Source organism: Achromobacter sp. JD-1, assembly GCF_038594925.1.
In the GTDB taxonomy this organism is placed as follows: domain Bacteria; phylum Pseudomonadota; class Gammaproteobacteria; order Burkholderiales; family Burkholderiaceae_B; genus Achromobacter; species Achromobacter spanius_C.
Window position 1 is genome coordinate 61128 of sequence record NZ_JBCGCS010000009.1, and the last position, 14559, is coordinate 75686.

The window sequence follows — 14559 nt, forward strand, 5'->3', positions numbered from 1 at the left end:
ATGTTTCTCCGAATTACGCGGTGGGGGCCACGCGCCCTTTCCAGGGTCGCGCGCCGCCAATAATGTGGAAATGCAAATGCGGGACTTCCTGGCCGCCTTCGACGCCAGAGTTGATCATGATGCGAAATCCACCATCAGGGCCCGGACGGCAACCGTTTTCGGCTGCTAGCCGCGGCGCCAACGACATCATTCTACCCAACCAACCTGCGTCCTCGCCGGTAATATCCTGCATGGATGTGACATGACGTCGAGGGATCAGCAGCAAATGCACCGGTGCTGCCGGATTGATATCGTGAAATGCAACAAAGTCCTCGTCTTCATAGACCTTCTTGGACGGGATTTCGCCAGCGGCGATTTTGCAAAAAAGACAGTTGTCGCTCATGTTTCCGGGCTCCGGGGTCAGTCTTTGGGGCGGCTGGCTTTTTCGGCCAGGCCCGACAGGCCTTCGCGGCGGGCCAATTCGGCCAGCACATCTTCTGGGCGCAGCTTGAAATGCGTCAGGGCGACCAGGCAATGAAACCACAGGTCGGCCGTTTCGCTGACGATGCGTTCCGGCACCCCGTCTTTCGCGGCCATGACCAGTTCCGTGGCTTCTTCGCCGATCTTCTTCAGGAAGGAATCGGGGCCTTTGGCCAGCAGCTTGGCGGAATACGACGTGGCCGGGTCGCCGCCGTTTTCAGGGCGGCGGGTTTCCAGCGTGTCGGCGATGCGGGCCAGGATATCGGCGGCGCTTAGCGTTTGATCGGTCATTTGTAGATCAGTTCGGGGTCTTTGAGCACGGGGTCGACCGTGACCCAGGAGGCGTGGTCCGTCGGCCCTTCCAGGCGACGGAAAAAGCAACTTGCACGGCCGGTATGGCAGGCAATGCCGCCTTCCTGGTGGACCTTGAGCAGGATGACGTCGCCGTCGCAATCCAGGCGCAATTCGTGCACTTCCTGCACATGTCCGGATTCCTCGCCCTTGCGCCACAGGCGCTGGCGCGAACGCGACCAGTACACGGCGCGGCCGGTGGCGGCCGTTTCGGCCAGCGATTCGCGGTTCATCCAGGCCACCATCATGATCTGGCCGTTTTCAACGTCTTGGGCGATGGCGGGGATCAGGCCGTTTTCATCGAAAACAACGTCGGCCATCCAGGCGGGTTCGGTGCTCATAGTTAGTCCAACCGTACGGAAATACCTTGTTCGGCCATGAAGCGCTTGCACTCGCCGACGGTGTGCTGGCCGAAGTGGAAGATGCTGGCGGCCAGCACGGCGCTGGCGCGGCCGGTGGTGACCCCATCGGCCAAGTGCTGCAGGTTGCCCACGCCGCCCGAGGCGATGACGGGCACCGGCACGGCGTCGGACACGGCGCGCGTCAGTTCTAGGTCGAAACCTGACTTGGTGCCATCGCGGTCCATGCTGGTCAGCAGGATTTCGCCCGCGCCGTAGGCGGCCATGCGGCGCGCCCAGGCCACGGCGTCCAGCCCGGTGGCCTTGCGGCCGCCGTGCGTGAAGACTTCCCAGCGCGCCGGTTCGCCCTCGGCCGACACGCGCCGCGCGTCGATGGCAACCACCACGCATTGCGAGCCGTGGTAGTCGGATGCGGCCCGAACCAGTTCGGGGTTGGCCACGGCGGCGCTGTTGATGCTGATCTTGTCGGCGCCCGCGTTCAGCAGGCGCTGGATGTCGGACACCTGGCGCACGCCGCCGCCCACCGTCAGCGGAATGAACACCTGGGACGCCACCTGCTCGATGATGGGCAGGATCAGGTCGCGGCCGTCGCTGGTGGCGGTGATGTCCAGGAAGGTGAGCTCATCGGCGCCCTGCTCGTTGTAACGGCGGGCGATCTCGACGGGGTCGCCCGCGTCCAGCAGATTGACGAAGTTCACGCCCTTGACGACGCGGCCGGCGGTGACGTCAAGGCAGGGAATGATGCGGCGGGTCAGCGCGCTGGTTACGGGCGCGCCGGCCTCGGTGCTGCTGCGGGAAAGAGTCATTTTGCCAATTCGTCGGCGCGAGCCTGGGCTGCCTGGAAATCAAGCGTGCCTTCGTAGATGCTGCGGCCCAGGATGGCGCCTTCGACGCCCTCTTCCTCGACGGCGCAGAGGGCTTCGATGTCCTGGATGCCGGCGATGCCGCCCGAGGCGTACACGGGGATGCGTACGTGTTGGGCCAGGCGGACCGTGGCTTCGACGTTCACACCCGACAGCATGCCGTCACGGCCGATGTCGGTGTAGATGATGGCCTCGCAGCCGTAGTCCTCGAACTTCTTGGCCAGGTCCAGCACGTCGTGGCGGGTCAGCTTGCTCCAGCCGTCGGTGGCGATCTTGCCGTCGCGGGCGTCCAGGCCGACGATGATCTGACCGGGGAAAGCGCCGCAGGCGTCTTGCAGAAAGCCCGGATTCTTGACCGCGGCGGTGCCGATGATGACGTACGAAATGCCGGCGTCAAGGTAGCGTTCGATGGTGTCCAGATCGCGAATGCCGCCGCCGATCTGGACGGGCATGTCGTCGCCGACGGCCTCCAGAATGGCCTTGATGGGCGCTTCGTTCTTCGGCTTTCCGGCAACGGCGCCGTTCAAGTCGACCAGATGCAGGCGGCGCGCGCCCTGGTCAAGCCAACGGGTGGCCATGGCGGCGGGGTCTTCGGAGAACACCGTTGCATCGTCCAGGTCACCCTGGCGCAGGCGCACGCAGCGCCCGTCTTTGAGATCGATGGCGGGGATCAGCAGCATGGTGGGCAGCAAAAAAGAAAGAGGGGTTGAATGGGCTGGCGCATGCAGGTCCGGGACCTACGGCTGCCAGTCTACAAAATTGCGATACAGGCGCAAACCGTGTTCGGCGCTCTTCTCGGGGTGGAACTGCACCGCGAAAATGTTAGCCGCCGCCACCGCGCAGGTAAAGGCGATGCCGTAATCGGTTTCACCAACTGTCAGGCTGGAATCATCCGGATCGGCGTAGTAACTATGGACGAAATAGAAGTGCGTATCGTCCGGAATGCCGGCCCAGATGGGATGAGAGCGCGTCTGGCGCACTTTGTTCCATCCCATGTGCGGCACTTTCAGCCGTTCGGGGCGGGTGTCGGCCAGGCCCGCGTCGCCGGTGTCAGCCAGGCAGGCTTCGTCATCGGCGGGGATCAGGTCGGCAAAGCGGGGGCCCGAGAAACGGCGCACCACGCCCGGGAACAGGCCCAGGCAAGACGTGCCGCCTTCTTCGCTGGAGTCAAACAGCATCTGTTCGCCCACGCATACGCCCAGCAAGGGCTTGTTGCGGGCGGCGCGCACGACGGCCTCGCGCAGGCCGGATTCGTTCAGGGTGCGCATGCAGTCCGCCATGGCGCCCTGCCCGGGAAACACCACGCGGTCGGCCGCGTCGATGTCTTGAGGCTGGTTGCAGATGCGGATGTCCGCGTCGGGCGCGGCGAACTTCAGGGCGCGGGCGACGGAGTGGAAATTGCCCATTCCGTAGTCAACGATGGCGATAGTGGTCACTTCTTTTGCCTGCTGCGTTGGGGTTGGCGAACGTTACAGCACGCCCTTGGTGGAGGGCACGACGTCGCCCATGCGCGGGTCGACTTCCATGGCCATGCGCAGGGCGCGGCCACAGGCCTTGAACACGGTTTCGGCCTGATGGTGGGCATTGAAGCCGCGCAGGTTGTCGATATGCAGGGTGATGAGGGCGTGGTTGACCAGCCCCTGGAAGAACTCACGCGTCAGGTCTACATCAAAATTGCCGATGTGGGCGCGCGTGAACGGGATGTGATATTCCAGGCCGGGGCGGCCCGAGAAGTCCACCACCACGCGCGACAGCGCTTCGTCCAGCGGCACGTAGGCGTGGCCGTAGCGGCGCAGGCCGGCCTTGGTGCCGACGGCTTTGGCAATGGCCATGCCCAGCGTGATGCCCACGTCTTCCACCGTGTGGTGCGCGTCGATGTGCAGGTCACCCTCGGCCTTGATGTCCAGATCGATCAGGCCGTGGCGCGCGATCTGATCCAGCATGTGGTCCAGGAACGGCACGCCCGTGTCGATGGTCTGCTTGCCGGTGCCGTCGATGTTGATGGCCACGCGGATGCGGGTTTCGTTGGTGTTGCGGGTGATCTCTGCGGTACGCATGTTAAGCACTCAAAATCTCTTGCAGGGCAACCAGCAAGGCGGCGTTCTCGGCCGGGGCGCCCACCGAGATGCGCAGGCAGTTTGCCAGGAGCGGATGGGCGTTGGAAAAGTTGCGAATCAATATTTTGCGCGTTTTCAGCGCAAGATGCACGGCGTTGCCATCCAGCTTGCCGGAAAAGCGGGCAAGCACAAAGTTGCCGGCGGAAGGGAATACCCTGACGCCCGGCAAGGCGGCTAGCGCGTCGGCCAGCGGGCCCCGGTCGGCGCGCAGGCGCGCGGCCTGCTCGTCCAGCACGGGCTTGTGGCGCAGCACCGCCATCAGCGTGGCCTGCGTCAGCACGTCCAGGTTGTAGGGCGGGCGCAGCTTGTTGAGTTCGGCGATCCAGTCGGGATGCCCGGCCAGATAGCCGAAACGCAGGCCGGCCAGACCGATCTTGGACACCGTACGCATGACGACCACGTTGGGGGCGTCCAGCACTTGCGGCATCCAGGTGCGGTCGGCGAAAGGCTGATAGGCCTCGTCCAACACCACCAGCCCGGGGGCGGCGGCGATGATGGCCTGCACGTCTTCGTCCGACCACAGGCCGCCGGTGGGGTTGTTGGGCACGGCCAGGAACACCACCTTGGGCTGATGTTCGCGGATGGCGGCCAGCATGGCCGGTAGATCCAGGGCCAGATCCTCGGTCAGCGGCACGCCGACAAAGCGCGCGTGGTCAAAGCGCGCCGCCATGTCGAAATAAACGAACGACGGCCACGGCGACAGCACCACGTCGCCCGGGTTGCAACAGGCCTGGACGATGATGTGGATGAGTTCATCCGAGCCGTTGCCAAACAGCACGTCGGCCGCATCGGGCACGCCGAACCCGGCCTTTACCGCCTGCTGCAAGGCGGACAGATCGGCGGCGGGATAGCGGTTCAGCGGCGTGTCACGCACGGCGCGGGCGATGTCGTCGCGCACCGCGTCGGGCAGTTCATACGGGCATTCCATCGCATCCAGCTTGATGCAGCCATCCGCGTGGGCGACCGGGTAGGCGGCCAGCGCCAGGACGTCCGCGCGCAGGGTGCCTTGGATGCGGCCAGCGACGCTTGCCGCCGGGGCCGCGCTCATGGCTTGTCGACCCGGTACTGGGCGCTGGCGGCGTGCGCTTGCAGGCCTTCGCCCAGCGCCAGTTCGGCGGCGATGCGGCCCAGCGTTTGCGCGCCCTGGTGCGACACCTGGATCAGGCTGGAACGCTTCTGGAAGTCGTACACGCCCAGCGGGGAAGAAAAGCGCGCGGTGCGCGACGTGGGCAGCACGTGGTTGGGGCCGGCGCAGTAGTCGCCCAGCGCTTCCGAGCTGAAACGGCCCATGAAGATGGCGCCGGCGTGGCGGATCTTGGCGGTCCAGATCTCAGGCTGTTCGGTGGAAATTTCCAGGTGCTCGGGCGCGATGTCGTTGGCGATCTGGCAGGCTTCTTCCAGGCTTTGCACCTGGATCAGCGCACCGCGATTGGCCAGGCTGACGCGCAGGATGTCGGCGCGCGGCATCGTGGGCAACAGGCGCGCGATGGCGGCTTCGACTTCTTCGATGAAGGCCGCGTCCGGGCACAGCAGGATGGACTGCGCCAATTCGTCGTGCTCGGCTTGCGAGAACAGGTCCATGGCGATCCAGTCGGCCGGCGTCTTGCCGTCGCAGATGACCAGGATTTCGCTGGGGCCGGCAATCATGTCGATGCCGACCACGCCGAACACGCGGCGCTTGGCGGCGGCCACATAGGCGTTGCCCGGGCCGACGATCTTGTCCACGGCGGGCACGGTGGCGGTGCCGTAGGCCAGCGCGCCCACGGCTTGCGCGCCGCCGATGGCGAACACGCGGTCCACGCCGCCAATGGCGGCGGCCGCCAGCACGATGGGGTTGCGCACGCCGTCAGGCGTGGGCGTAACCATGATCAGTTCCTGCACGCCCGCCACCTTGGCGGGAATGGCGTTCATCAGCACCGACGACGGGTAAGCGGCCTTGCCGCCCGGCACGTACAGGCCCACGCGGTCCAGCGGCGTCACCTGTTGGCCCAGCATGGTGCCGTCGGCTTCGGTGTAGGTCCAGGTATGGGCAAGCTGGCGCTCGTGGTAGCCGCGCACGCGGTCGGCGGCGGCTTCCAGCGCGTTGCGCTGCGCGGTGGGCAAGGTGGCCAGCGCGGCGTGCCAGTCGGCTTTGGGAATTTCAAGCGTGTCTGCCGAGGCGGCCGGCATGCGGTCAAAGCGCTGCGTGTATTCCACCAACGCGGCGTCGCCACGCGCGCGCACGTCAGCCAGAATGCCGGCGGCGGCGCGGTCGATGGACTCGTCCTCGGTGGCCTCGAAGGCCAGCAGCTTGGACAGGGCGGATTTGAATCCGGGATCGCGGGAGTCAAGACGATTGATCAGGGCCATGGCGTCATGGAGCAAAGCGGAAAGCGGCCGCCGCGACGTCGCGGCGGGCGGGGGTCAGGCGTTGCGGGAGGCGGCTCTTTCGAAGGCGTCCAGCAAGGGTTGCAGGCGGGCGCCGCGGGTCTTCAGCGCGGCCTGGTTGACGATCAGGCGCGACGAAATCGGCATGACGTCTTCCACCGCGACCAGGTCGTTGGCGCGCAGCGTGCCGCCGGTGGACACCAGGTCCACGATGCAGTCGGCCAGGCCAACCAGCGGCGCCAATTCCATCGAACCATACAGCTTGATGATGTCCACGTACACACCCTTGGCCGCGAAGTGTTCACGGGCTGAGTGCACGTATTTGGTGGCCACGCGCAGGCGCGCGCCCTGGTGCACGGCGCCTTCGTAGTCAAAGCCGTTGCGTACGGCCACGGCCAGGCGGCACTTGGCGATGTTCAGGTCGATGGGCTGGTACAGGCCGCCGGGCTGCTCCTTGGCATGTTCGATCAGCACGTCCTTGCCCGCGATGCCCAGGTCCGCCGCGCCATATTGCACGTAGGTCGGCACGTCGGAGGCGCGCACGATGATCAGGCGCAGGCCGGGGTCGCTGGTCGGCAGGATCAGCTTGCGCGAGCTTTCCGGGCTTTCCGTGACTTCGATGCCGGCTTCAGCCAGCAGCGGCATGGTTTCTTCAAAAATCCGACCCTTGGACAGCGCCAGGGTCAGGGGCTTCATCGTGGTGGCATTGGTCATTGCCGGGCAGCCTCAAAATGAACGGACCCACTCGGGGGGCAGCAAGCCGAAGGCGCAGCGTGGGGGCTACTACATTTCATGCCTGTTCCTGGCCGGTCACGCGTTGGATATTCGCGCCCAGGGCGCGCAGTTTGACTTCCATCTGGTCGTAGCCACGATCCAGGTGATAGATGCGGTCGACCAGCGTGTCGCCATCGGCCGCCAGGCCGGCGATGACCAAGCTGGCCGAGGCGCGCAGGTCGGTGGCCATGACGGTGGCGCCCGACAGGCGCTTCACGCCGCGCACGACGGCGGTGTGGCCGTCGATGTCGATGTCGGCGCCCATGCGGCGCAGTTCCTGCACGTGCATGTAGCGGTTTTCGAAGATGGTTTCGACGATGACGGACGTGCCTTCCGCCACGGCGTTCAGCGCCATCACCTGGGCCTGCATGTCGGTGGCGAAGCCGGGGTATTCATGCGTGCGAAACCCCACGGCCTTGGGGCGCGTGGACATGGCGCCGCGTATCCAGTCGGGGCCGGTTTCGATGGTCAGGCCGGCGTCGGCCAGCTTGTCCAGCGTGGCGCCCAGGATGGCGGGGTCGGTGTTTTTCAGCAGGATGTCGCCACCCGCCGCGCCCACGGCGCACAGGAAGGTGCCGGCTTCGATGCGGTCGGAGATGACGCGATGCTCGGCGCCATGCAGGCGCTCAACGCCGTCGATCACGATGCGGCCGGTGCCGTGGCCCTGGATGCGGGCACCCATCTTGATGAGCAGTTCGGCCAGGTCCACCACTTCCGGTTCGCAAGCCGCGTTTTCAAGCACGGTCTGGCCCTCGGCCAGCACGGCGGCCATCAGCAGGTTTTCGGTGCCGGTGACGGTGACCATGTCGGTGCGTACCGACGCGCCCTTCAAGCGCTTGGCGCGCGCCACGACGAAGCCGTGTTCGATGCTGATTTCCGCGCCCAGCGCGGCCAGGCCCTTGATGTGCTGGTCCACCGGCCGCTGGCCGATGGTGCAGCCGCCCGGCAGGCTGACGCGGGCTTCGCCGAAGCGGGCCAGCAACGGGCCCAGCACCAGGATCGACGCGCGCATCGTCTTGACCAGGTCGTACGGCGCTTCCAGCTTGTCGACGTGGTTGGCCTGCAAGGTGACCACGCCATCGGCGCCGCGCTCGGCCCGCATGCCCATGCGCGCCAGCAGGCGCAGCATCGTGGCCGTGTCATTCAGGTGCGGCACGTTGGCAAGCGTCAGCGCGTCGGCGGTCAAGAGGCCGGCGCACAGAATCGGCAGGGCCGAATTCTTGGCGCCGGATATCGAGATCTCGCCGTGTAGTGGCGTACCGCCGGTGATGCGCAGCTTATCCATTACTTGCCTGCTTGCTGGTATTCGTCGGGGGTCAGCGTGCGCATGGACAGCGCGTGGATCTCGGCCTTCATGCGGTCGCCCAGGGCGGCGTAGACCATTTGATGACGCTGGATCAGGCGCTTGCCTTCAAAGGCCGCGCTGACGATGACGGCGTCGAAATGCGAGCCGTCGCCTTGCACGTCAAGATGTTCACAGGACAGGCCATCCGCAATGTATTGGCGGACTTGCGCGGGAGTGGGAAGCATGGACGTCAGTTCCTGAGTTTGTAGCCGCTGGCCAGAAGCCGCAGCGCGTAAAGCGAGAGCACCAGGAATACCCCCGTCACCACCGCCAGGCTGCGCCAGGGCGAGACGTCCGACACCGAGAAGAATCCGTAGCGGAAGCCGTCGATGGCGTAGAAGATGGGGTTCCAGTGGGACACGGCCTGCCAGAAAGGCGGCAGGGTGTGGATGGAATAGAACACGCCGGACAGGAACGTCGCGGGCATGATCAGGAAGTTCTGGAAGGCAGCCAGTTGGTCGAATTTTTCGGACCACAGGCCCGCGACCACGCCCAGCACGGCCATGATGCCGCAGGACAGCACCGCGAAAACCAGCAGCCACAGCGGGTTGGCCGGCACCAGCGACACGAAGCCCAGCGCTACGAACCAGACGAACAGGCCCACGCACAGGCCGCGCACGATGGCCGCCAGCACGAAGGCGCCGAAGATGTCGCGGTGTGACAGCGGCGGCAGCAGCATGAACACCAGGTTGCCCGTGATGCGGCTTTGAATCAGCGACGACGACGGGTTGGCGAAGGCGTTCTGCAGCATGCTCATCATCATGAGCCCGGGGATCAGGAACGCGGTGTAGGGCACGGTGCCATACACCATCAGGCGCCCTTCCAGCACGTGCGCAAAGACCAGCAGATACAGCAGCGCCGTGATGACGGGCGCGGCGATGGTCTGGAAACCCACCTTCCAGAAGCGCAGCAATTCCTTGCGCAACAGGGTGGGAAAGCCGGAACCCGCATCCAGGCGGGGCTGCACCAGCGGCTGGCTGGCGGTCGCGTTGGACTGCGTCATGACGAGATCTCTTCAGGTTGCAGGGCGGGCGCGGCGGGTTCATCGCCCTGGTGCATGATGCGCACGAAAGCGTCTTCCAGGTCAACGCCGCCCACGCGCGCCATCAGCGCCTGCGTGGTGTCCAGCGCAACGACGCGGCCGCGCTTGAGCATGGCGATGCGGCCGCACAGGGCTTCCGCTTCTTCCAGGTAATGCGTGGTCAGCATGATGGTGTGGCCGGCCTTGTTCAGGCGCGAAATGAATTCCCACAGCGTGCGGCGCAGGTCCACGTCAACGCCCGCGGTGGGTTCGTCCAGCACGATGACCGGCGGGCGGTGCACCAGCGCCTGCGCCACCAGTACGCGGCGCTTCATGCCGCCGGACAGCGCGCGCATGTTGTTGTCGGCCTTGTCGGCCAGGCCCAGGTTGAACAGGATTTCGTCGATCCAGTCGTCGTTGTTGCGCAGGCCGAAGTAGCCGGACTGGATGCGCAGCGTTTCGCGCACGGTGAAGAACGGGTCGTAGACCAGTTCTTGAGGCACAACGCCCAGCGAACGCCGCGCCGACTTGTAGTCGGTGACGACGTCGTAGCCACAGACGCTGGCCCGGCCGGACGTGGCATGCGCCAAGCCGGCAAGAATCGAAATCAGGGTGGTCTTGCCCGCGCCATTAGGCCCCAGCAGGCCGAAGAATTCGCCGTGTTCGATGTTCAGGCTGACGTTGTCCAACGCCTGGAAGCCGGGGGCGGGCTTGCGCCCAAGCAGCTTTTGCCAGCCGCGTTGGCGCGGCGAGTAGATTTTGGAGACGTTTTCAAGACTGACGGCTGACATGACGGCGGGTGGTGCCCGAAAAAGAGCGAATTGATCATTATATAAGCGCACCGTGACGGCAAGCGCCTATGGCCCCGGCAAGCGTGGGGGATGCGCAAGCTATGCGTCCCCGAAATAATCAGCCCGGCGGGCCACTCAGGGCGCGCCGGGCCGGAAGCAGCCGGAACCGTACGGTTACTGGTTGCGCTTGTTCAGCGCCTGGATCAGGCCGTCGATGCCGCTCTGGTTGATCTGCTGCGCAAACTGGTTGCGGTAGTTTTCAATCAGCCAGATGCCTTCGACGTTCATGTCGTAGATCTTCCAGCCTTGCGGCGTCTTTTCCAGGCGGTAGTCCACGCCGGTGGGCTGGCCGTTGGATTGGCTGATCAAGGTGCGCACGACCACGTCGTCGGCCTTGGGATCGCCACGGAACGGCAGCGCCTTGACCGTGGTGTCGGGCGTAACGCGGGTCAGCGCGCCGCTGTAGGTACGCACCAGCGTGCCACGGAAGGCATCGGCCAGCTCGGTCTTTTGTTGCGCGGATGCCTGGCGCCAGAAGCGGCCGGCAGCCAGACGCGTGGTCTTCTGGAAGTTGACGTAGGGCAGGATGTGCTGGTTGACCACTTCGTTGATGCGCGCGGTGTTGCCGGCTTTGACGGCACCGTCGGCCTTCAGCACATCAAGCGCTTCGTTGGCCGTGGCAATGACGAATTGGTCGGGCGGACCACTGGGATCGGGCTTGGCCTGGGCAACGCCGGCCGCGGCAAGACCAAGCAGGCCCGCGAAGGCCAGGCGTTGCAACAGGGGAACAAAAGCAAATCGCATCAAAACTCCTTACTGTACCGATGAACGCAAGGCCACAGCTTACTTGGTTGCGGGGGCAGGCGCCGGGGCGGCCTTGTCCGCGGCAGGGGCATCGTCCTCGTCGTCTTCGTAGTTGGGCAAGGAACTTTCGTCATCCGCTCGGTTGCCCATCACCATGGCGTTGCGGCGTTGCAGATAGGCGTCGCGGATAAAGCTGTACGGGTCCAGCGCCACACGGTCGACCGTGTCGGTGGCGTCCAGCAAGCTGGCGCGGGTGTCGACCAGGCGCAGGCCCCACAGCGAGTTGCGCAGGCGCACGTTGTCGATGGAATCGATGCCCATGTACCCGTAGGTGGTGCCGGCGAAGTCGCCGGCCAGACCGACGCCGTCGCGCACGGTGGACGAACCGAAGATGGGCAGCACCAGGTACGGGCCCTGGCTAAAGCCCCACACGCCCAGCGTGGTGCCGAAGTCGTTCGGGATCTTGCGGGCGCCATTGGCCGAGGCCACGTCAAAGCAGCCGCCCACGCCCATGGTGGTGTTGAACAGGAAGCGGCCCAGCGTGTTCACGAAGTCGTGGCCACGGCCCTGCAGGAAGCTGTTCGTGCCCGACCAGAGGTCGGTCATGTTGCTGAAGATGTTGTGCACGCAACTGCGCACGGGCTGCGGCGTGACGAAGGTATAGGCCTGGGCCACCGGCTTGAATACCGCACGGTCGACCGTGTCATTGAACTTGTAAACGCCCCGGTTGAAGCCTTCCCATGGGTCGCGCGGGTCCGGGTTCTGCGGCGCGGCGCAGCCGGCCATCAGGACACCCGCCGCCGCGATGGTGGCAATTCGGGAGAGTGCGTTCTTGTTCATGATCAGGAGATCCCTATCAACGATTCTTATGTTATGGCGATGTCGAGGCGTGGCGCCGTTACAGCGTTTATCGCATCGTCTTTAATTCGGCGCTTTCGCGGCGGGCTAAGGCGATGTGGTGCCTTCTTTTTCGGCGGACCCATACAGGAACTTGCTGATCAGCTGCTCCAGCACGACCGCGCTCTGTGTATAGCGGATTTTTCCACCGTCGGTAAAGTTCTCTTCCTCGCTGCCCGCCGTCAGGCCCAGGTACTGCTCGCCCAGCAAGCCGGATGTGAGGATCGAGGCCGAGGAGTCTTTCGGAAACTGATAAGCCTTTTCCAGGTTCACCGACACGACCGCCTGGAAGGTCTTGTCGTCGAAGGTGATGCTGGACACACGGCCCACCACAACACCGGCGCTTTTCACGGCCGCGCGCGGCTTGAGGCCGCCTACGTTATCGAAATTGGCGGAAAGCGTATAGGTGGGGGCGAAGGAAAAGGTGCTGAGGTTGCCGGCCCGCAACGCCAGGAACACCAGCGCGACCGCGCCCAGCAATACAAACAGGCCTACCCAGAAGTCGGTTTTTTCGCGTGACATGATCAATCCGTTTCAATTTCCAAACATCAAGGCGGTGAGCAGGAAGTCCAGCCCAAGTACCGCCAGGGAACCCACGACCACGGTGCGCGTGGTGGCGCGCGCCACGCCTTCCGGGGTGGGCTTGGCCTGCCAGCCTTCATGAAGCGCGACCAGCGTGACCGTAATGCCGAACACCACGCTCTTGATGACGCCGTTGGCCACGTCGTTCCAGACGTCAACACCGCTTTGCATCTGCGACCAGAACGCGCCCGCATCCACGCCGATCATCAAGACGCCGACGACCCAGCCGCCCAGGATGCCCACCATGGAAAACACCGCCGCCAGGATGGGCATGGCGATGATGCCGCCCCACAGGCGCGGCACCAGCACACGGCGGATAGGGTCGACAGCCATGACTTCCATGGCGGCCAGTTGTTCGCCCGCCTTCATCAGGCCGATCTCGGCGGTGAGCGACGTGCCTGCCCGCCCGGCGAACAGCAGCGCCGTGACGACAGGCCCCAATTCGCGCACCAGCGACAACGCCACCAGCAGGCCCAGCGCTTCTTCGGAGCCGTAGCGGTTCAGCGTGTAATAGCCTTGCAGCCCCAGCACGAAGCCCACGAACATGCCCGACACGGCGATGATCAGCAGCGAATAGTTGCCGATGAAATGGACCTGCTGCGACACCAGGCGCGGGCGCGAAAACACGATGCCGCTGCGTGCCAGCATGCCGCCGAAAAAGCGGGTGAAAAAGCCAATGCCGGAGACTTGCTTGCGCACCCAGCCGCCCATCGCGCTAACCGCGTTGTTGGAACCGCTCATGCTTTGCGCCCTTTCTGTTCGGACAGCCACTTTTGGAAAGCGGGCGTTTCGGGGTACTGGAACGCGACCGGGCCGTCGGGTTCGCCTTTCAGGAATTGCTGGACATAGGGGTCTTGCGACGCCGACAGCGTTTCCGGCGTGCCGGCCGCGGCCAGCTTGCCCTGGCCGACCAGATACACGTGGTCGGCGATGGAAAAGGATTCTTGAACGTCGTGGGTGATCAGCACCGAGGCGCAGCCCAGGCGGTCGGCCAGGTGGCGGATCAGGCGGGCGGTGATGCCCAGCGAGATCGGGTCCAGCCCGGCAAAGGGCTCGTCGTACAGGATGAGTTCGGGTTCCAGCACCACGGCGCGCGCCAAGGCCACGCGCCGCGCCATGCCGCCGGAGATTTCGGCAACCTTCAGGTGCGCGGCGGCGCGCAGGCCCACGGCGTCAAGTTTGTCCAGTACCCGTTCGGTAACGTCGGCTTCGGACAGGCGGGTGTGTTCACGTAGCGGAAAAGCCACGTTTTCAAATACGTTCAGGTCGGTAAACAGCGCACCCTGCTGGAACAGCACGCCCATGCGCTTGCGCAGGGCCTGCAATTCGTCGGGGTTGGCGCGGCTGATGTCCTGGCCGAACGCCTGCACCTGGCCCTGGCGGGCGATGAGCTGGCCGGTGGCCGCGCGCAACAGCGTGGTCTTGCCCGAGCCCGAGCCGCCCATGATGGCGACCACTTCGCCCGCGCGCACGTCCATGGAAATGTCGCGCAAGACGGTGAAATCACCGTAGCCTAGCGCCACACCGTCCAGGCGCAGGGCGAATTCCGGGGTGCTGCTTGTTTGAGCGGGCATGGGCAACGAAAGGGTGTTTCGGTGGCGGAGCTTGCCCTGTCGGCTTGTCGATACGCAGGGCGGAAACCGAGGCTGCGGGGGCGAGACAAGCGGTGGCGGGAAGCGCCCGGTTACTCAGGTGCGGGAGCCAAGAAAGGCGATGGCTGCCAGCGGCGAGGCGCCATTGTAGCTCGACGCTTTGTAATCACAACGTAAGGGTGCGCCCATGGAACAGTGTTTTCGGCGTGAGGGACAATCCGGCCCGAATGCCACACT

At 65.0% G+C, this 14559-nt stretch carries 19 protein-coding genes; all 19 read right to left on the reverse strand.

Annotated features, from left to right (window positions below; genetic code table 11):
• Window positions 1-13: 13 nt before the first annotated feature.
• The 19 genes from WBR68_RS15705 to WBR68_RS15795 all read right to left on the reverse strand — a co-directional run bounded on the left by WBR68_RS15705 (window position 14) and on the right by WBR68_RS15795 (window position 14304).
• Entirely contained in the window at window positions 14-382 is a 369-nt protein-coding gene (locus WBR68_RS15705) for a histidine triad nucleotide-binding protein (protein ID WP_050449673.1), read from the reverse strand.
• 17 nt (window positions 383-399) lie between these two features.
• The gene (locus WBR68_RS15710; RefSeq protein WP_230694689.1) at window positions 400-750 is read right to left on the reverse strand and encodes a phosphoribosyl-ATP diphosphatase; all 351 of its coding nucleotides are present in this window, start codon (window positions 748-750) and stop codon (window positions 400-402) included.
• A complete protein-coding gene (gene hisI / locus WBR68_RS15715; protein ID WP_050449671.1) occupies window positions 747-1151 on the reverse strand; it encodes a phosphoribosyl-AMP cyclohydrolase in 405 nt (134 codons plus the stop codon). The genes WBR68_RS15710 and hisI overlap by 4 nt, the downstream gene beginning before the upstream one ends.
• 2 nt (window positions 1152-1153) lie before the next feature.
• Entirely contained in the window at window positions 1154-1975 is an 822-nt protein-coding gene (hisF, locus tag WBR68_RS15720; RefSeq protein ID WP_050449670.1) for an imidazole glycerol phosphate synthase subunit HisF, read from the reverse strand.
• The gene (hisA, locus tag WBR68_RS15725; protein WP_050449680.1) at window positions 1972-2712 is read right to left on the reverse strand and encodes a 1-(5-phosphoribosyl)-5-[(5-phosphoribosylamino)methylideneamino]imidazole-4-carboxamide isomerase; all 741 of its coding nucleotides are present in this window, start codon (window positions 2710-2712) and stop codon (window positions 1972-1974) included. Before hisA ends, hisF begins: the two co-directional genes overlap by 4 nt.
• 57 nt (window positions 2713-2769) lie before the next feature.
• Window positions 2770-3468 (reverse strand): imidazole glycerol phosphate synthase subunit HisH, encoded by a 699-nt coding sequence (gene hisH / locus WBR68_RS15730; RefSeq protein ID WP_050449669.1) that lies wholly within the window; start codon window positions 3466-3468, stop codon window positions 2770-2772.
• Between the two features lie 33 nt (window positions 3469-3501).
• Window positions 3502-4089 (reverse strand): imidazoleglycerol-phosphate dehydratase HisB, encoded by a 588-nt coding sequence (hisB, locus tag WBR68_RS15735; protein WP_006216836.1) that lies wholly within the window; start codon window positions 4087-4089, stop codon window positions 3502-3504.
• Between the two features lies 1 nt (window position 4090).
• A complete protein-coding gene (gene hisC, locus WBR68_RS15740) occupies window positions 4091-5197 on the reverse strand; it encodes a histidinol-phosphate transaminase (RefSeq protein ID WP_230694690.1) in 1107 nt (368 codons plus the stop codon).
• On the reverse strand, window positions 5194-6498 hold the full coding sequence (gene hisD / locus WBR68_RS15745) for a histidinol dehydrogenase (protein WP_230694691.1): 1305 nt from the start codon (window positions 6496-6498) through the stop codon (window positions 5194-5196). Before hisD ends, hisC begins: the two co-directional genes overlap by 4 nt.
• 54 nt (window positions 6499-6552) lie before the next feature.
• On the reverse strand, window positions 6553-7230 hold the full coding sequence (gene hisG / locus WBR68_RS15750; protein WP_050449664.1) for an ATP phosphoribosyltransferase: 678 nt from the start codon (window positions 7228-7230) through the stop codon (window positions 6553-6555).
• 76 nt (window positions 7231-7306) lie between these two features.
• Complete coding sequence (murA, locus tag WBR68_RS15755; RefSeq protein ID WP_230694692.1) at window positions 7307-8575, reverse strand: UDP-N-acetylglucosamine 1-carboxyvinyltransferase; 1269 nt, start codon at window positions 8573-8575, stop codon at window positions 7307-7309.
• The gene (locus WBR68_RS15760; protein ID WP_046805270.1) at window positions 8575-8820 is read right to left on the reverse strand and encodes a BolA family protein; all 246 of its coding nucleotides are present in this window, start codon (window positions 8818-8820) and stop codon (window positions 8575-8577) included. The genes murA and WBR68_RS15760 overlap by 1 nt, the downstream gene beginning before the upstream one ends.
• Window positions 8821-8825: 5 nt before the next feature.
• Window positions 8826-9638: an ABC transporter permease gene (locus tag WBR68_RS15765; RefSeq protein ID WP_050449662.1), complete on the reverse strand. Its 813-nt coding sequence runs from the start codon at window positions 9636-9638 to the stop codon at window positions 8826-8828.
• A complete protein-coding gene (locus WBR68_RS15770; RefSeq protein WP_050449661.1) occupies window positions 9635-10447 on the reverse strand; it encodes an ABC transporter ATP-binding protein in 813 nt (270 codons plus the stop codon). Before WBR68_RS15770 ends, WBR68_RS15765 begins: the two co-directional genes overlap by 4 nt.
• A 174-nt stretch (window positions 10448-10621) precedes the next feature.
• Window positions 10622-11251 carry an MlaC/ttg2D family ABC transporter substrate-binding protein gene (locus WBR68_RS15775; RefSeq protein WP_050449660.1) on the reverse strand — a complete coding sequence of 210 codons (630 nt, stop codon included), beginning with the start codon at window positions 11249-11251 and terminating at the stop codon, window positions 10622-10624.
• Between the two features lie 39 nt (window positions 11252-11290).
• The gene (locus WBR68_RS15780; protein ID WP_050449659.1) at window positions 11291-12091 is read right to left on the reverse strand and encodes an MlaA family lipoprotein; all 801 of its coding nucleotides are present in this window, start codon (window positions 12089-12091) and stop codon (window positions 11291-11293) included.
• 105 nt (window positions 12092-12196) lie between these two features.
• Window positions 12197-12670, reverse strand: coding sequence for an outer membrane lipid asymmetry maintenance protein MlaD (gene mlaD / locus WBR68_RS15785; protein ID WP_050449679.1), 474 nt, complete (start codon window positions 12668-12670; stop codon window positions 12197-12199).
• Window positions 12671-12682: 12 nt separating this feature from the next.
• On the reverse strand, window positions 12683-13471 hold the full coding sequence (mlaE, locus tag WBR68_RS15790; RefSeq protein ID WP_050449658.1) for a lipid asymmetry maintenance ABC transporter permease subunit MlaE: 789 nt from the start codon (window positions 13469-13471) through the stop codon (window positions 12683-12685).
• On the reverse strand, window positions 13468-14304 hold the full coding sequence (locus tag WBR68_RS15795; protein WP_050449657.1) for an ABC transporter ATP-binding protein: 837 nt from the start codon (window positions 14302-14304) through the stop codon (window positions 13468-13470). The genes mlaE and WBR68_RS15795 overlap by 4 nt, the downstream gene beginning before the upstream one ends.
• Window positions 14305-14559 lie beyond the last annotated feature (255 nt).